The organism is Burkholderia sp. 4NA327C6 (assembly GCF_005502655.1).
In the GTDB taxonomy this organism is placed as follows: domain Bacteria; phylum Pseudomonadota; class Gammaproteobacteria; order Burkholderiales; family Burkholderiaceae; genus Burkholderia; species Burkholderia contaminans.
Genome location: NZ_SCNZ01000001.1, coordinates 174,802 through 191,597 on the forward strand (window position 1 = coordinate 174,802; position 16,796 = coordinate 191,597).

12 protein-coding genes and 1 pseudogene are annotated in these 16,796 nt (G+C 68.9%); 9 read left to right on the forward strand and 4 right to left on the reverse strand.

Annotated features, from left to right (window positions below):
• The first annotated feature begins 17 nt into the window (after positions 1-17).
• The 4 genes from prpC to FFS49_RS00855 all read left to right on the forward strand — a co-directional run bounded on the left by prpC (position 18) and on the right by FFS49_RS00855 (position 6,319).
• On the forward strand, positions 18-1,190 hold the full coding sequence (gene prpC, locus FFS49_RS00840) for a 2-methylcitrate synthase (protein ID WP_105818299.1): 1,173 nt from the start codon (positions 18-20) through the stop codon (positions 1,188-1,190).
• Positions 1,191-1,271: 81 nt separating this feature from the next.
• On the forward strand, positions 1,272-3,866 hold the full coding sequence (gene acnD, locus FFS49_RS00845) for a Fe/S-dependent 2-methylisocitrate dehydratase AcnD (RefSeq protein WP_105818298.1): 2,595 nt from the start codon (positions 1,272-1,274) through the stop codon (positions 3,864-3,866).
• 26 nt (positions 3,867-3,892) lie between these two features.
• Positions 3,893-5,083 carry a 2-methylaconitate cis-trans isomerase PrpF gene (prpF, locus tag FFS49_RS00850; protein ID WP_105818297.1) on the forward strand — a complete coding sequence of 397 codons (1,191 nt, stop codon included), beginning with the start codon at positions 3,893-3,895 and terminating at the stop codon, positions 5,081-5,083.
• Between the two features lie 183 nt (positions 5,084-5,266).
• The gene (locus tag FFS49_RS00855) at positions 5,267-6,319 is read left to right on the forward strand and encodes a CaiB/BaiF CoA-transferase family protein (protein ID WP_105818296.1); all 1,053 of its coding nucleotides are present in this window, start codon (positions 5,267-5,269) and stop codon (positions 6,317-6,319) included.
• Positions 6,320-6,341: 22 nt separating this feature from the next.
• Here the strand turns inward: FFS49_RS00855 and FFS49_RS00860 are convergent, their stop codons facing one another.
• A complete protein-coding gene (locus FFS49_RS00860; protein WP_011353771.1) occupies positions 6,342-6,785 on the reverse strand; it encodes a PaaI family thioesterase in 444 nt (147 codons plus the stop codon).
• Between the two features lie 269 nt (positions 6,786-7,054).
• Between FFS49_RS00860 and FFS49_RS00865 the strand changes: the two genes are divergently transcribed.
• On the forward strand, positions 7,055-8,674 hold the full coding sequence (locus tag FFS49_RS00865) for a methyl-accepting chemotaxis protein (protein WP_071333855.1): 1,620 nt from the start codon (positions 7,055-7,057) through the stop codon (positions 8,672-8,674).
• Here the strand turns inward: FFS49_RS00865 and FFS49_RS00870 are convergent.
• Complete coding sequence (locus tag FFS49_RS00870) at positions 8,647-9,756, reverse strand: AGE family epimerase/isomerase (RefSeq protein WP_071333856.1); 1,110 nt, start codon at positions 9,754-9,756, stop codon at positions 8,647-8,649. The genes FFS49_RS00865 and FFS49_RS00870 overlap by 28 nt on opposite strands.
• Positions 9,757-9,870: 114 nt before the next feature.
• On the opposite strand from FFS49_RS00870, the gene FFS49_RS00875 reads away from it, so the two are divergent.
• From FFS49_RS00875 to FFS49_RS00885, 4 genes are all read left to right on the forward strand, one after another.
• On the forward strand, positions 9,871-10,569 hold the full coding sequence (locus FFS49_RS00875; protein ID WP_105818295.1) for an MgtC/SapB family protein: 699 nt from the start codon (positions 9,871-9,873) through the stop codon (positions 10,567-10,569).
• A 92-nt stretch (positions 10,570-10,661) separates the two neighbouring features.
• Positions 10,662-12,230: a flagellar hook-length control protein FliK gene (locus FFS49_RS41820; RefSeq protein ID WP_171026703.1), complete on the forward strand. Its 1,569-nt coding sequence runs from the start codon at positions 10,662-10,664 to the stop codon at positions 12,228-12,230.
• 175 nt (positions 12,231-12,405) lie between these two features.
• Complete coding sequence (locus FFS49_RS41825; RefSeq protein WP_006481665.1) at positions 12,406-12,561, forward strand: hypothetical protein; 156 nt, start codon at positions 12,406-12,408, stop codon at positions 12,559-12,561.
• A gap of 155 nt (positions 12,562-12,716) precedes the next feature.
• Positions 12,717-13,196, forward strand: a complete 480-nt coding sequence (locus FFS49_RS00885; protein ID WP_105818294.1) for a GNAT family N-acetyltransferase — start codon at positions 12,717-12,719, stop codon at positions 13,194-13,196.
• A 237-nt stretch (positions 13,197-13,433) separates the two neighbouring features.
• On the opposite strand, the gene FFS49_RS00890 is transcribed toward FFS49_RS00885, so the two are convergent.
• Together FFS49_RS00890 and FFS49_RS00895 are read right to left on the reverse strand one after the other, a co-directional pair.
• Entirely contained in the window at positions 13,434-16,268 is a 2,835-nt protein-coding gene (locus tag FFS49_RS00890; RefSeq protein WP_105818293.1) for a heavy metal translocating P-type ATPase, read from the reverse strand.
• Between the two features lie 213 nt (positions 16,269-16,481).
• Positions 16,482-16,625: pseudogene (locus FFS49_RS00895) on the reverse strand (toxin-antitoxin system HicB family antitoxin); the annotation flags it as partial.
• Between the last annotated feature and the right edge of the window lie 171 nt (positions 16,626-16,796).

Sequence of the window (16,796 nt, forward strand, 5' to 3'; positions counted from 1 at the left end):
CATTGGAGAGCAGAAACATGAGCGAGACGAAAGACGCAGCAGCACCGGCCGCCGCAGGCGCATTCAAGCCGAAGAAGTCGGTGGCGCTGTCGGGCGTGACGGCCGGCAACACCGCGCTGTGCACGGTCGGCAAGACCGGCAACGACCTGCACTATCGCGGCTACGACATTCTCGACGTCGCCGAATCGTGCGAATTCGAGGAAATCGCGCACCTGCTCGTGCACGGCACGCTGCCGAACCTGACCGAACTGGCCGCATACAAGGCGAAGCTGCGCGCGCTGCGCGGCCTGCCGAACGCGCTGAAGGCGGCGCTCGAGCAGATCCCGGCGTCCGCGCACCCGATGGACGTGATGCGCACGGGCGTGTCGGTGCTCGGCACCGTGCTGCCGGAGAAGGACGACCATAACCTGCCGGGCGCACGCGACATCGCCGACCGCCTGATGGCATCGCTCGGCTCGATGCTGCTGTACTGGTATCACTTCTCGCACAACGGCAAGCGCATCGAGACGGAAACCGACGACGACTCGATCGGCGGCCACTTCCTGCACCTGCTGCACGGCAAGACGCCGTCGAAGTCGTGGGTCGAGGCGATGCACACGTCGCTGATCCTGTACGCGGAGCACGAGTTCAATGCATCGACGTTCACCGGCCGCGTGATCGCGGGCACGGGCTCGGACATCTACTCGGCGATCACCGGCGCGATCGGCGCGCTGCGCGGCCCGAAGCATGGCGGCGCGAACGAAGTCGCGTATGAAATCCAGAGCCGCTACAGCTCGCCGGACGACGCCGAAGCCGACATCCGCCGCCGCGTCGAGAACAAGGAAGTCGTGATCGGCTTCGGGCACCCGGTCTACACGATCTCCGATCCGCGCAACAAGGTGATCAAGGGCGTCGCGCACAAGCTGTCGAAGGAAGCGGGCGACGTGAAGCTGTACAACATCGCCGAGCGCCTCGAATCGGTGATGTGGGAAGCGAAGAAGATGTTCCCGAACCTCGACTGGTTCAGCGCGGTGTCGTATCACATGATGGGCGTGCCGACCGCGATGTTCACGCCGCTGTTCGTGATCTCGCGCACGTCCGGCTGGAGCGCGCACATCATCGAGCAGCGCATCGACAACAAGATCATCCGCCCGAGCGCGAACTACACCGGTCCGGAAGACCTGCAGTTCGTGCCGATCGAGAAGCGCTGATCGTCCGCCGCGCGCGCCGGCGCCCGTGATGCGGGCGGCCGGCGCGCGCGGAACGCCTTACCCCGAATTCCGCCCCACACCATGAATACCGCCAACCGCAAACCCCTGCCCGGCACGTCGCTGGACTATTTCGACGCGCGTGCCGCGGTCGAAGCGATCGCGCCCGGCGCCTACGACACGCTGCCGTACACGTCGCGCGTGCTCGCCGAAAACCTCGTGCGCCGCTGCGATCCGGCGATCCTTGCCGATTCGCTGAAGCAGATCATCGAGCGCAAGCGCGAACGTGATTTCCCGTGGTTCCCGGCGCGCGTCGTGTGCCACGACATCCTCGGGCAGACGGCGCTCGTCGATCTCGCCGGCCTGCGCGACGCGATCGCCGACGGCGGCGGCGACCCGGCCAAGGTGAACCCGGTCGTGCCGGTGCAGCTGATCGTCGACCACTCGCTCGCGGTCGAATGCGGCGGCTTCGATCCGGACGCGTTCGCGAAGAACCGCGCGATCGAGGATCGTCGCAACGAGGATCGCTTCCACTTCATCGAGTGGACGAAGAAGGCGTTCGAGAACGTCGACGTGATCCCGCCGGGCAACGGCATCATGCACCAGATCAACCTCGAGAAGATGTCGCCGGTGATCCAGGCGCAGGATGGCGTGGCGTTCCCGGATACCTGCGTCGGCACCGACAGCCACACGCCGCACGTCGACGCGCTCGGCGTGATCGCGATCGGCGTCGGCGGGCTGGAGGCGGAGAACGTGATGCTCGGCCGCGCGTCGTGGATGCGCCTGCCGGACATCGTCGGCGTCGAGCTGACCGGCAAGCGTCAGCCCGGCATCACCGCGACCGACGTCGTGCTCGCGCTGACCGAGTTCCTGCGCAAGGAAAAGGTGGTCGGCGCGTACCTGGAATTCCGAGGCGAAGGCGCGGCGAGCCTCACGCTCGGCGATCGCGCGACGATCTCGAACATGGCGCCCGAATATGGCGCGACGGCCGCGATGTTCTTCATCGACGGCCAGACGACCGACTACCTGCGCCTCACCGGCCGCAGCGACGAGCAGGTGAAGCTGGTCGAGACCTACGCGAAGGTGGCGGGCCTGTGGGCCGACACGCTGAACAACGCGCAATACGAGCGCACGCTGACGTTCGACCTGTCGAGCGTGGTGCGCAACATGGCCGGCCCGTCGAACCCGCACAAGCGGCTGCCGACGTCGGACCTCGCCGCACGCGGGATCGCCGGCAAGTGGGAAGAGAAGGCGGGCGAGATGCCCGACGGCGCGGTGATCATCGCCGCGATCACGAGCTGCACGAACACCAGCAACCCGCGCAACGTGATCGCCGCGGCCTTGCTCGCCCGCAACGCGAACGCGCGCGGCCTCACGCGCAAGCCGTGGGTGAAGAGCTCGCTCGCGCCCGGCTCGAAGGCGGTCGAGCTGTACCTGGAAGAAGCGAACCTGCTGCCCGAACTCGAGAAGCTCGGCTTCGGCATCGTCGCGTTCGCGTGCACGACCTGCAACGGGATGTCGGGCGCGCTCGACCCGAAGATCCAGCAGGAGATCGTCGATCGCGACCTGTATGCGACGGCCGTGCTGTCCGGCAACCGCAACTTCGACGGCCGCATCCACCCGTATGCGAAGCAGGCGTTCCTCGCGTCGCCGCCGCTGGTCGTCGCGTATGCGATCGCGGGCACGATCCGCTTCGACATCGAGAAGGACGTGCTCGGCCACGACCAGGACGGCAAGCCCGTCACGCTGAAGGACATCTGGCCGACCGACGAGGAGATCGATGCGATCGTCGCGGCGAGCGTGAAGCCCGAGCAGTTCCGCAAGGTCTACGAACCGATGTTCGCGCGTAGCGCGGAGGCTGGCGAGCGCGCGGCGCCGCTGTACGACTGGCGCGCGCAGAGCACGTACATCCGCCGTCCGCCGTACTGGGAAGGCGCACTGGCCGGCGAGCGCACGCTGCAGGGGATGCGCCCGCTCGCGGTGCTCGGCGACAACATCACGACGGACCACCTGTCGCCGTCGAACGCGATCCTGCTGGACAGCGCGGCCGGCGAGTACCTCGCGAAGATGGGCCTGCCGGAAGAAGACTTCAACTCGTACGCGACGCACCGGGGCGACCACCTGACCGCGCAGCGCGCGACCTTCGCGAACCCGACGCTGATCAACGAGATGGCGATCGTCGACGGCGCGGTGAAGAAGGGCTCGCTCGCGCGCGTCGAGCCGGAAGGCAAGGTCATGCGGATGTGGGAAGCGATCGAGACGTACATGAATCGCAAGCAGCCGCTGATCGTCGTGGCCGGCGCCGACTACGGCCAGGGCTCGTCGCGCGACTGGGCCGCGAAGGGCGTGCGGCTCGCGGGTGTCGAGGCGATTGCCGCCGAAGGCTTCGAGCGGATCCACCGCACGAACCTGATCGGGATGGGCGTGCTGCCGCTCGAGTTCAAGCCCGGCACGAACCGGACGACGCTCGGCATCGACGGCACCGAGACCTTCGACGTGATCGGCGAGCGCACGCCGCGCGCCGACCTGACGCTCGTGATTCACCGCAGGAACGGCGAGCGCGTCGAGGTGCCGATGACGTGCCGGCTCGATACGGCCGAGGAAGTGTCGATTTATGAGGCGGGCGGCGTGCTGCAGCGCTTCGCGCAGGACTTCCTCGAATCGTCGCAGGCGGCTTGACCGAGTCACACAGGGATAACGCACACATGGCTCACATTCCTCAAATCAGGATTCCCGCGACCTACATTCGCGGCGGCACCAGCAAGGGCGTGTTCTTCCGGCTGCAGGACCTGCCGGACGCCGCGCAGGCGCCGGGCGCCGCGCGCGACGCGCTGCTGCTGCGCGTGATCGGCAGCCCCGATCCGTACGGCAAGCAGATCGACGGGATGGGCGGCGCGACGTCGTCCACCAGCAAGACGGTGATCGTGTCGAAGAGCGCGCGGCCCGGCCACGACGTCGACTACCTGTTCGGCCAGGTGTCGATCGACAAGGCGTTCGTCGACTGGACCGGCAACTGCGGCAACCTGTCGGCGGCGGTCGGCCCGTTCGCGATCAGCGGCGGGCTCGTCGATCCGGCCCGCGTGCCGCGCGACGGCATCGCGACCGTGCGGATCTGGCAGGCGAACATCGGCAAGACGATCGTCGCGCATGTGCCGGTGACGAACGGTGCGGTGCAGGAGACGGGCGACTTCGAGCTGGATGGCGTCACGTTCCCGGCCGCCGAAGTGCAGCTCGAGTTCATGGACCCGGCCGCCGAGGAAGAGGGCGCGGGCGGGTCGATGTTCCCGACCGGCAACCTCGTCGACGATCTCGCCGTGCCGGGCGTCGGTACGCTGAAGGCGACGATGATCAACGCGGGGATCCCGACGATCTTCGTCGAAGCGGAAGCGATCGGCTATACGGGCACCGAGCTGCAGGACGCGATCAACGGCGATGCGAAGGCGCTCGAGAAGTTCGAGACGATTCGTGCGCACGGCGCGCTGCGGATGGGCCTGATCGACACGCTCGATGAAATCGCGACGCGGCAGCACACGCCGAAGATCGCGTTCGTCGCGAAGCCGGCCGACTACGTTGCATCGAGCGGCAAGCGCGTGAACGCGGGTGACGTCGACCTGCTGGTGCGCGCGATGTCGATGGGCAAGCTGCACCACGCGATGATGGGCACGGCGGCGGTCGCGATCGGCACGGCCGCGGCGATCCCCGGCACGCTCGTCAACCTGGCGGCGGGCGGCGGCGAACGCAACGCGGTGCGCTTCGGGCATCCGTCGGGCACGCTGCGCGTCGGCGCGGAAGCGCAGCTCGAGAACGGCGAGTGGACCGTCACCAAGGCGATCATGAGCCGCAGTGCGCGCGTGTTGATGGAAGGCTGGGTGAGGGTGCCGGGCGACGCGTTCTGAGCGCTGCCGGTTCCGGCAAGGCAGCCGGAATGAGCGCGGCTCACCCCGATCCCTGCGAAGCGGACCCCGCGACGCAGGGATTTTTTCATGTGACGCGTTGACGCCCGCGTGACGGGCGCGATCCGATGCGACGCGCACGGCATCGGAGACCGCCACGCTACGTGACACGGACAGGAGAATCGCATGCCGCTCGATGCGCCGCTTGCCGGCATCCACATCGTCGAATTCGAAGGTCTCGGCCCCGGCCCGCTCGCGGGCTGGATGCTCGCCGGGATGGGCGCGCGGATCACGCTGATCGCCCGCCCGTCCGGCCGCACGAGCGCGCCTGACGCGTTGCAGGCCCGCGACGGCGACCTGCTGCGCGAAGGCAAGACGATCGTCGAACTCGACCTGAAGTCGCCGGCCGGCCGCGACGCCGCGCTCGACCTGATCGCGCAGGCCGATGCGCTGATCGAGGGGCTGCGGCCCGGCGTGATGGAACGGCTCGGCCTCGGGCCTGACGATTGCGCACGCCGCAACCCGACGCTCGTGTACGGGCGGATGACCGGCTGGGGCCAGCACGGCCCGCTCGCGGCCGCGGCCGGACACGACCTGAATTACGTCGCGTTGACGGGGCTATTGTCGCTATCGGCGCCGCGCGACGGCAGGCCGGGGTTGCCGCCGACCGTCGTCGGCGATGCGGGCGGCGCGCTCGGGCTCGCGTTCGGAATCGTCTGCGCGCTGTTCGACGTGCGTGGCGGCGGCCCGGGGCGCGTGGTCGACGGCGCGATCGTCGACATCGTGTCGATGCTCGGTTCGCTCGCGCTGTGGGCGCGCGCGAACGGGCAGCTCGACGGCGCGCAGCCGAGCCTCTTTCACGATGCGCCGTTCTACGACGTGTATCGCTGCGCGGATGGCGAATGCGTGACGATCGGCGCGCTCGAGCCGCCGTTCTATGCGCTGCTGGTCGAACGGCTCGGGCTGACCGACGTCGATCCGGCGTCGCAGTACGACCGCGCGCACTGGCCCGCGTTGAAGGCGCGTTTTGCCGACGTGTTCGCGCAGCAGCCGTCCGCGCACTGGCGCGCGTTGCTCGAAGGCACCGACGCATGTTTCGCGCCGGTGCTGAGCGTGGCCGACGCGGCCGCGCATCCGCACAACGTGGCCCGCGGGATCTATCGGACGGATGAGAACGGCAACGTGCGGGCGCGGGTGGCGCCGCGGTTTTTGCCGTTGGCGGGGGGCGGGGCGGAGTAGCGCAAAGCCGGTTACCGGCCGCTCACGCCGTTTCCTCCGGCGCATCCGGCATCTTGCCGTCGCCGACACGGTTGATCGTGCCCTGCGCGATCGCGACGAGTCGCTCGTGATCGCCGTCGATGACGAACACATGACACTGGCAGGTCGCCTGATGCCGCCCCGCGTAGACGAGCTTCGCGCGGGCGACGAGCGTGCCGTTCACGGCCGGCCGCAGGTAGTTGATCTTGTATTCCGCCGTGATCACGCGCGGGCCGAGCACGAGCGCGCCGGCGAACGTCAGCGCGTTGTCCGCGAGGTAGCTGATGACGCCGCCGTGCACGAAACCGTGCTGCTGCCGCAGTTCTTCGCGCACGGGCAGGCACAGCGACACTTCGTTGTCGCCGATGTGCATCAGCTCCGTGCCCAGCAGCATGCTGAACGGTTGCGCACGCAATGCGCCGCGCGCGTGGTCCGTGATGTCGGTCATCGACTTTCCTCGAAATGAGTGCCCGCTTGCGCTGAACTCTAGGAAGGGGGATGCGGATAAGCAAGGAAATTCGTCCGCATTTCATGCAATTTCCGGCGCGATGCGACGTGATTGTTGCGTCGAATGCCGTGGATTTCCCCGTTTGCGGGCGATTCCGCGGGAATGCGCGGGCAACGCGCATTTCGTCGCCATGCGCACCTAAAGTCCGACGAAGAAATGCCGCTAATGCCGGGGCATTGCCTCATCGTCCGCTTTCCAGGAATCTCCCCATGTTCGGAAAAATCAAGCTCGCGTCGGGTCTGCTCGGCGTGTTGACCGTGTTTTGCCTCTTCCTGTTCGCGATCGAGGCGCTCGGCTTCTGGGCGCTCAAGTCCACGCGCAGCGGCGTCGACGATCTGTCGAACGTCGCGATCACGCAGGTCGAGGCGGCCAGCCAGGCGACCCAGCAGCTGCTCGACGCGCGCATCAACCTGTCGCGCGCCGGCACGCGGATGGTGCGCGGCGGCCCGAAGCCGGAAGACATCATCCGCCATGCCGGCGCGTCGCTCGCGGAAGCCGACAAGGCGTTCGCCGCGCTGACGGCCGCGCAGCCGGTCGACGATGCCAACCGCGCGCGCGTCGCGGCGCTCACCGAGCGCTATCGCGCGCTGCGCGGCGCACTGGGCGAACTCGTGCAGTTCCTCGACGCCGACAACATCCAGGCCTTCCTCGACCAGCCGACGCAGAGCATCCAGGACGCCTATCTCGCCGAGCTGCGCCGCTTCACCGACTATGGCGGCGCTTCGAGCCGCGCGGCGCTCGACACCATCGACGGCGGCATGCTCTGGTTCAAGTCGGTCGGCATCGTGCTGCTGGTGGCGATGCTCGCGGCGAGCGCAGCGATCTACGCGGCCGCACGGCGCGCGGTCGTCGCGCCGCTGGAAGAAGCCGGCCGCCATTTCGAGCGGATCGCACAGGGCCGGCTCGACGAAGTCGTGCGGGCAGGCGGCGTGTTCGAGATCGACCGGATGCTGCGCGGCCTCGCCACGATGCAGACGAGCATCGCGGGCACCGTGCGCACGGTGCGCCAGGCGTCGGATGCGATCCACCTCGGCGCGGGCGAGATCGCGGGCGGCAACGCCGACCTGTCGGCGCGCACCGGCACGCAGGCCGCGTCGCTCGAGGAAACGGCCGCGAGCATGGAGGAGCTGACGGCGACCGTCCGGCAGAACACCGACAGCGCGCGCGCGGCGAGCGCGCTGGCCGACGCGGCGCTCGAGGCGACGAGCCACGGCGGCGGCGTGGTCGACAGCGTGATCGACCGGATGCGCGGCATCGCACAGAGTTCGGGGCGGATCGCGGAGATCATCTCGGTGATCGACGGCATCGCGTTCCAGACCAACATCCTTGCGCTGAACGCGGCCGTGGAAGCCGCACGCGCAGGCGAACAGGGGCGCGGCTTCGCGGTGGTCGCGGGCGAAGTGCGCTCGCTCGCGCAGCGCAGCGCCCAATCGGCGAAGGAGATCAAGGCGCTGATCGAGGATTCGGTCGCGCAGATCAACGGCGGCGCGGAGCTCGTCGAGCGTGCCGGCGACGCGATGCGGACGGTATCGGCGTCGATCACGCGCGTCGTGCAGACGATGTCCGAGATCACCGCGGCGTCGGTCGAGCAGAGCGTCGGGATCGAGCAGGTGAACCAGGCCGTCACGCAGATGGATCAGCTCACGCAGCAGAACGCCGCGCTGGTGGAGGAGGTCGCGGCGGCGGCCGCGTCGCTGAACGACCAGACCGCGCACCTGATGCAGGCGGTGTCGGTGTTCGAACTGGGCGATGGCCGCGCCGCACGCGGCGAGCGCGCGGCGCCGTCGTTCGACGACGCGGGTTACGCGCCGGCAGGCAGCGCCGCGTAGGCGGTCTCGAGGTGGTAGGGCGTCGTCGACGGCATGTCGGCGCGCGCCACCTGCCCGTCCGCCGTCTTGCACTCGAACCAGCCGCGCGGATGCAGGAAGCGCGCGGCGAAGCGTTCGATCTGCCGCGCGAGCGGCGCGGAGGCCGCCGTGCCGCCGTGCGTCGCGAGCGCGCGCAGGTACTCGGTCTGCGCCCAGATCCGCTGCGTGCCGTCGATGCACGCGCCTTGCGCGTCGAGCGCCGCGCAGACGCCGCCCGTCTGCGGATCGACGCCGTATTGCTCCGCGAACACGAACGCGCGCGCCAGCGCGCCGGGGAGCCCGGTCTGCGCGAGCCGCGCGCCGGCCGCATCGACCAGATAGAACCACTCGAACTGATGGCCGGGCTCGAACCGGTTGTCGGCTGCGCCGAGCGGCAGCTCGGCCACGCAGCCGGTTGCCGCGTCGACGAACGTGCGCTCGACGGCCTGCGCGGTGTGCGCGAGCGCGTCATCGAACGCCGCATCGCCGAATGCAGCGGCCGCCGCGAGCCACGCTTCGGTCAGGTGCATCAGCGGATTCTGCAGCGCCCCGCTGCCGGATGACGAGAAATCGGCGTGGCGGGCCGCATCGAGCAGCGCGTCGCCGCGGTGCGGCGCGAAACGGTCCTGAATCAGCGCGGCGGTCTCTTCGGCCGCCTGGCGCGCGGCGACGTCGCCCGACGCCGCATACCACGCCGCACACGCGAACACGATGAAGGCGTGCGTGTAGAGATCCTTGGTCGTGTCGAGCGGTGCGCCCTGCGCATCCACGCTGTAGTGCCAGCCGCCGTGGCGCGGGTCGCGAAAGCGGCGGCCCAGCGCGTCGAACAGCGTGGCCGCGTGCGCGGTGTCGCCGGCCCGTGCGAACACGAACAGTTGCCGTGCACAGGCCATTGCGCGATATCGGGTCACGGGCAGCGGCGCGTGGGTGGCCGGATCGACGGCTTCGAACGGCAACTGTAATGTCTGGTCGAACCCTGAACCCCGCCAGATCGGCAAGACGACGTGCGCGAAATGGTGGCGCAGCTGGGCGGCCTGGGCGGAAGCGGAGTCGGAAACGGACATGACGGGGTTGAGCGCTGGGTTCAAAACGTGTCGGCGCGGCCCGGAGGATCGGCGCGGCCGGGGCCAAGGATAAAACATTCCGCGCGGCCGGCACTAAAAAAGGAGATAAATCGCATGCTGAGCAACCTGGAACTCGTGATGCGGCTCGTCCTCGCGGCGGCGCTGGGCAGCGTCATCGGCTTCGAGCGCGAGCGCCTGTCGTGGGCGGCCGGCCTGCGTACGCACATGCTCGTTTGTGTCGGTTCGACGCTGATCATGATCGTGTCGGCGTTCGGGTTCGCCGACGTACTCGGCAGCAGCGAGCACATCGTGCTCGATCCGTCGCGGATCGCCGCGCAGGTCGTGTCGGGCATCGGCTTCCTCGGCGCGGGCTCGATCCTGCTGCGCGGCGAGATCGTGCGCGGGCTGACGACCGCCGCGAGCCTGTGGTCGGTCGCCGCGATCGGCCTTGCGGTGGGCGGCGGGCTCTACGTCGCGTCGATTTCGGCGACGGTCGTCATCCTGATCATCCTGGCCGGCATCAAGCCGCTGGAGCGGCGCTACTTCACGGTGCGCCAGCGGCGCCAGCTCGCGCTGACGGTCGTGGGCGGCACGCTGAACTTCGATTCGCTGCACGCGGCGCTGGGTCCGGACAGTGCGCGGGTGAAGCAGTTCATCGTGCAGCGCGCCGACGACACGGGCGAGCACGACGAGGTGCGCATCGCGCTCGCACGGGTATCGGAACTCGAATACCGGGCGATCTGCGACAAGCTGCGCGCGCTGAAGGGCGTCACGCGTTTCGAAGAGGGCAACGGGTTGTCGGGCGACGAATAGGCGGAATCGGCGACGGGGCATGCGACAATGGCCGACCACCGATTCCGTTCGACATCCGGTTCCGCGCTTGCGGGCCCAGCCATCCGATTTCCATGACCGAATCCGTTTCCTCGCCTCGCTCCCGCTCCCGTTCCAATCGTTCGTCGGCCCGTTCGCGCCCGCGCTCGGCTGCTGCCGCGGGCAGTACGTCCGCGAGGGCGACGGTGCGGTCCGGCAGTGCGCCGGCCGGCGACGCATCGCGGGACGAACGGACGCTCGACCTGTTCGGCGATCCCGTGCTCGAGCCGGGTGAACGCGTGCCGGCCGCGGCGCGTGACGAAGCGGGCGCGCAAGCCGATGTCGCGGACGATGTGGCGTCCGGGCGGCAGGCTGCGCTGGACGGGTTCAGTGCACCGGAGGCGGTGGCTGCGGCAGGACATGTTGATGCAGCAGAAGGTGCAGTGACGCCTGGAGACGCGACGGTGGCGCATGGCGTTTCGTCGCCTGAAGGCGGTGGTGACGCTAACGTCGACGTCGTGCCGGATTCTGGCGCGGCTGCGATGAGGGCGGTCGATATTCCCCTGGCCGATGGCGTTGCATCGAAAGCCGCCGATGGGCTTGCGGGCGATGGCGCCGCAACGAAGGCCGACGATGTGCCTGCGGGCGATGGCGCCGCAACGGTGGCGACCAAGCTGCAAGCAACCGATGGTGCTGAGTCGAAGGCGACCGGATCTCAAGCGGCTGATGGTGAAGTCGAGAAGGCTGCTGTTGTTGCTGCTACCGCCGTTAAATCCCGCGAAGGGCGGCCCTCGGGTGACGCCGTGAAGGAACGCCGTGCGTCGTCGGGCGGCAAACGCCGGGCGGCTGCCGGTGCAAGCGACGCGACAACGGAGCAATCCGCGCCGGTCGCGACGAGCGTTGGCACGGCGGCGGCCGGGGCGAGCCCGGCGTCGGACTCGGTGACGGTGGTCGAGCCGCAGACTTCGGCGCAGCCTGCCAAGCCGGTGATTGCCGCGAATGCTGCCAACCCGGCCAACCCGGCCAACACGGCCAACACGGCCAACACGGCCAACACGGCCAACCCGGCCAACCCGGCCAACCCGGCCAACACGGCCAACACGGCCAACACGGCCAACACGGCCAACACGGCCAACACGGCCAACACGGCCAACACGGCCAACACGGCCAACACGGCCAACACGGCCAACACGGCCAACGTCGCGAAGGCCCATGACGCCGTGCCACCGGCTTCCGCTGCCTCCCTTGTCACGAAGCCATCGTCGGAGCGCACGCAACCGCCCGCGCCGGTCTTCGATCCGGATACGCACCTGCGTCCGCTGACCGACCGGCTCGCCGCACTGCAGGCCGATGTGGACGGCCTGACGCGCACGGCCGATCGCGAGATGCGTCGCATCAACCGCCTGCTGCTGGCGTTGGCCGTCGTCGTGCTGGCCGGGCTCGTCGCGCTGGTGATGCAGACGCGACAGATTGCGCACCTGAAGCAGGACGTCGCCACGAAGCAGCAGCGGATCGATCGCCTCGCGTCCGATCTGTCGACGCAGCAGGCAACGCTGATGACGCTCGAGGAGCATCACGAGGCGCTTCTGTCGCAAGTCGACCGGCTTCAGCGCAACGCGAACCGCGAGGCGGCCGTCGCGAAGCGCGCTCGCCGCACGCGTTAATCGTTTCGACCCTATCCTGGGGGCCTGACGGAGCAAGGATCGCCGCTATGTATCGGCGATCCGCCGTCGCGCGCCTGCGGCAAACTGATGCGGTGCGCTGGCAGAGTTCAGGGAAAACCCTTAGAATGGAGTCCATCTAAGGGAAAACCCTAGCCACACCTGTCAGGAGTCTCAAATGAGCTTCATCCTCGCCCTGCTGCAAAAGATCGACGACCTTTTCGTGTCCCCGCACCTGCCGCTTGACGCCGAATACTCGTACGCTGCGCGTCGCGCCGAAGCCGAGCGCGTGCGTCGTGCGCACCTCGTGCCGATCGTCCTGTACCGTCGCTGATTCGCTGATTCGCTGATTCGCTGATTCGCTGATTCGCTGATTCGCTGTCAGCGCGGCGCCTGCCGCACCTGCCTTTCCGCTTTCCGCCGCTGCATCGCGCCGGCGCGACCGTCCCGCTACACTGGAAGTCCGATTCCGTTCACGGTGACCGCGCCATGCTGCAGATGCGGGCGATGACGGCCAGCGAATTCCACGCGTACCGCACGCGAGCCATCGACGGCTACGCGAGCGATCTCGTTTCATCCGGACAAAATGCTGTCGAAGACGCGGCCAGCCGGGCGCGCGCCTGTTTCGACACGCTGCTGCCGGACGGCCTGCGCACCTCCGGCCAAACCCTTGTCGTGCTCATCGACGGCACTAGCGGCGACGCGGTGGGTGACCTCTGGTACGCGATCGTGCCTGAAGGGCCGAACCGCACGCTGTTCATCTACGACCTCGACATCGCCCCGTCCCGGCGCCGCCAGGGCTGGGCCACGCGTACGCTCGAGGCGCTCGATGCCGAGGCACGCCGGTACGGCGTCACCGAGATCGGGTTGTCGGTGTTCAATCACAACGCGGCGGCCCGTGCGCTGTATCGTGCGTGCGGCTTCGCGCCGATCACGACGACCTTGATCAAGCCAGTCATTTCGGACTAAAGCCATCGGGCCGGCGCCGCGCCGACGCGCGCTGGCGATTCGACTCGCCATCGGCCAATGCCGGCCGACCTCACGATCCTTTCTGTTCGCCGAACGCCGAACGCCGAACGGCCATCAGGCCGTTCGGCACACGTCACCGGCACACGTCACCGGCACACGTCACCGGCACACGTCACCGGCACACGTCACCGGCACACGTCACCGGCACACGTCACCGGCACACGTCACCGGCACACGTCACCCCGCGCGCCCCTTCCATCTCCGCAACAGCAACGCGTTGGTCACGACGCTGACGCTGGAAAACGCCATCGCCGCGCCCGCGATCACCGGGTTCAGCCAGCCGAGCGCCGCGAGCGGCACGCCGACCAGGTTGTAGACGAACGCCCAGAACAGGTTCTGCTGGATCTTCCGGTACGTGCGCCGGGAGATGTCGATCGCGTCGGCGACGAGCGCCGGGTCGCCGCGCATCAGCGTGATTCCGGCCGTGTGCATCGCGACATCCGTACCGGTCGCCATCGCGATGCCGACGTCGGCCGCCGCGAGCGCGGGCGCATCGTTGATCCCGTCGCCGACCATCGCGACGATCCCGCCGTGCGTGCGCTTCAACTCGGTGACGACGCGCGCCTTGTCGTCGGGCAGCACCTGCGCATGCACCTCGCCGATGCCGAGCGACGCCGCGACGGCGGCCGCGCTGCCGCGGTTGTCGCCCGTCACGAGTACGCTCGCGACACCGCGCGCCGACAGCGCCGCGATCGCGTCGCGGGCCTCCGGCTTCACGGTATCGCCGAAAGCGATCAGCGCGAGCAACGCGCGCGGCGTGTCGGCGCGCATCAGCCACGAGATCGTGTTGCCCGCGCGCTCGAGTTCCGCTGCGCGTGCATCGAGCGCGGGCGGCACCGCGATGCCGAGTTCGTCGCGCCAGCGCGTGCTGCCGAGCGCGAGCAACTGTCCGCCGACACGTGCTTCCACGCCGCGTCCGGCCACCGCACGCGCATCGGCGGCGACGGGCGATGACACCGCACCGCCGCGTGCGGCCAGTTCGGCATCGTGCGCGGCGACCACGGCGCGCGCGAGCGGATGGTCGCTCTGGCGTTGCACCGCCGCTGCGAGCGCGAGCGCTTCGTCATGCGGCGTGCCGACCGCTTCGAACGCCGTCACGGACGGCTTGCCTTCGGTCAGCGTACCGGTCTTGTCGAACGCGATCACGGTCGTGCGCTGTGCGAGTTCGAGCGCCTGTGCATCCTTGATCAGCACGCCGTGCCTGGCCGCGACGCCCGTGCCGGCCATGATCGCGGCGGGCGTCGCGAGGCCGAGCGCGCATGGGCACGCGATGACGAGCACCGCGACCGCGTTGAGGATCGCGGTTTCCGTGCCGGCGCCGGCGATCAGCCAGCCGACCAGCGTCAGCAACGCGATGCCGAGGATCGCCGGCACGAATACCTCGCTCACGCGATCGACGAGCCGCTGGATCGGCGCCTTCTCGGCCTGCGCGGATTCGACGAGGCGGATGATGCGTGCGAGCGTCGTTTCCGCGCCGATCGCGGAGGTTTCGACGACGAGCGCGCCTTCGCCGTTGATCGAGCCGGCCGTGACGGGGTCGCCGTCATCCTTCGGCACGGGCAGGCTTTCACCGGTGATCAGCGATTCGTCGATGTGCGAGCGGCCCGTCACGATCCGGCCGTCGACCGGCACGCGCTCGCCGGGACGGATGCTGACGCGGGTGCCGACGCGCACCTGCGCCAGCGGCACGTCGCGCTCGACGCCGTGCTCGATTACGCGCGCGCGGTCGGGACGCAGCGCGTTCAGCGCGCGGATCGCGTCGGTGGTCTGGCGCTTCGCGCGCGACTCGAGCCACTTGCCGAAGCGCACCAGCGTGACGATGACGGCCGACGCCTCGAAATACAGGTGGCCGGGGTGCAGGGGGGCGCGCAGCAGCATCCACAGGCTCAGCCCGTACGCGGCCGACGTACCGAGCGCGACGAGCAGGTCCATGTTGCCGGTGCGCGCCTTCACCGCATGCCAGGCCGCGCGATAGAAGCGCGCGCCGTAGCCGAACTGGACGATCGATGCGAGCATGAGCTGGAGCCAGCCGGGCAGCATCAGGTCGATGCCGAACGGCGCGACGAGCATCGGTGCGACAAGGGGCGCGCTCAGCACGGCGGACCAGATCACGAGATCGCGTTCACGAATCGCTTCGAATTGCTTGCGGGCGTCGGGGTCTTGCGCGGGGCCGGCCGGTTGCGCGTCCGCCCCGGCGGCGGCACCGGCTGATGATGTGGCCGAGAGCGACGCGCGGTAGCCGGCGGTGGTGACGGCCGCGATCAGCGCCGCGGCGTCGAGCGCACCGGCGCCGTGTACGGAAGCGCGCTCGGTCGCGAGGTTGACGGAAGCGCGCCCGACGCCCGGCACGGCGGCCAGCGCCTTTTCGACGCGGCCGGCGCAGGAGGCGCAGGTCATTCCGCCGATGTCGAGTTCGAGATCGGCGGGGGCGGTGGAGGCTGCCGGCGGGATCGCGGCGCCGGCCACCGGCGTCGCGCCATAACCGGCTTGCTTCACGGCTTCGGCGAGCCGGGCGGCGGTCACGTCGGGCGCGGCATCGACGGTTGCCCGTTCGGTCGCGAGGTTGACCGACGCGCGCGTGACGCCCGGCACCTTCGCGAGCGCCTTTTCGACGCGCGACACGCACGATGCACAGGTCATCCCGTCGATATCGAGTTCGATGATGGTGCTGTCGGCCGGAAGCGGGTGGCGGGCAGTCGAAGCGGCGGCGGCCATCGGCGCGGGCGATGCTTCGACAGGATGGGTATGCGGCGTCGCAGCGTCTTCGGGCAGCGGGTCGCGCACGGCGGCGCGGTAGCCGGCTGTACCGACCGCCTCGACGAGTTGTGCGGCGTCGACCGTATCGTGCGCCGTCACAGCCGCCGTGTGCGTGTCGAGGTCGACCGTCGCCTCGACGACGCCCGGTACCGCGGCCAGCGCCCGTTGCACGCGGCCCGTACAGCCGCCGCAATGCATGCCGTCGATGCCCAGCTCCATCGTATGCAGCGCTGCGGAGGCAAGTGGTTCAGTCATGTCGGATTCCCTGAATGCGCGGCTCATGCCGCCAATGATCCCAGTATCAACATTCCCATGATGGTAAGGTCAAGTAGTGGATGATGCACGCGATGCCAGGCGGGCGGATAGGCTGAGGCCATCCGTGTTCACAGGGTGCCACGACCCGTAAAAAGTGAACGCCCGGCTTCCACGAGGACGGCCGGGCGTCACGTGCTGCACGCAATCGAACGGTTACGCGCAGAGCTTGGCGCTTGCGAGACGGTTCAGGCTGACGCCTTGTTCGGCGGCCTGGATCACCAGCGCACGGTGAGCTTGCGGCGGGATGCGGACCTTGAATTCACCGCTATAGGTTCGGTCGGCGATCGGCTCGGGCACCTAAAGCCAGCCGAAACCGCTTCGATGTCGCCCCAATTATCCTGAAGATCCGGCGAGATCTTTTGGGACCCGTTCGGCCCGCGAATACGCGCCACCCGCTAATCGGCATATTGGGGGATGCCCTGAGGCGCTATGATACCGGCCTGACATCAGCGCCCAGTGTTATGAACC

Excerpts from the sequence above, each read along its gene's own strand:
- prpC (WP_105818299.1), top strand. The coding sequence starts at position 18 with ATGAGCGAGACGAAAGACGCAGCAGCACCGGCCGCCGCAGGCGCATTC.
- acnD (WP_105818298.1), top strand. The coding sequence starts at position 1,272 with ATGAATACCGCCAACCGCAAACCCCTGCCCGGCACGTCGCTGGACTAT.
- prpF (WP_105818297.1), top strand. The coding sequence starts at position 3,893 with ATGGCTCACATTCCTCAAATCAGGATTCCCGCGACCTACATTCGCGGC.
- FFS49_RS00855 (WP_105818296.1), top strand. The coding sequence starts at position 5,267 with ATGCCGCTCGATGCGCCGCTTGCCGGCATCCACATCGTCGAATTCGAA.
- FFS49_RS00860 (WP_011353771.1), bottom strand. The coding sequence starts at position 6,785 with ATGACCGACATCACGGACCACGCGCGCGGCGCATTGCGTGCGCAACCG.
- FFS49_RS00865 (WP_071333855.1), top strand. The coding sequence starts at position 7,055 with ATGTTCGGAAAAATCAAGCTCGCGTCGGGTCTGCTCGGCGTGTTGACC.
- FFS49_RS00870 (WP_071333856.1), bottom strand. The coding sequence starts at position 9,756 with ATGTCCGTTTCCGACTCCGCTTCCGCCCAGGCCGCCCAGCTGCGCCAC.
- FFS49_RS00875 (WP_105818295.1), top strand. The coding sequence starts at position 9,871 with ATGCTGAGCAACCTGGAACTCGTGATGCGGCTCGTCCTCGCGGCGGCG.
- FFS49_RS41820 (WP_171026703.1), top strand. The coding sequence starts at position 10,662 with ATGACCGAATCCGTTTCCTCGCCTCGCTCCCGCTCCCGTTCCAATCGT.
- FFS49_RS41825 (WP_006481665.1), top strand. The coding sequence starts at position 12,406 with ATGAGCTTCATCCTCGCCCTGCTGCAAAAGATCGACGACCTTTTCGTG.
- FFS49_RS00885 (WP_105818294.1), top strand. The coding sequence starts at position 12,717 with ATGCTGCAGATGCGGGCGATGACGGCCAGCGAATTCCACGCGTACCGC.
- FFS49_RS00890 (WP_105818293.1), bottom strand. The coding sequence starts at position 16,268 with ATGACTGAACCACTTGCCTCCGCAGCGCTGCATACGATGGAGCTGGGC.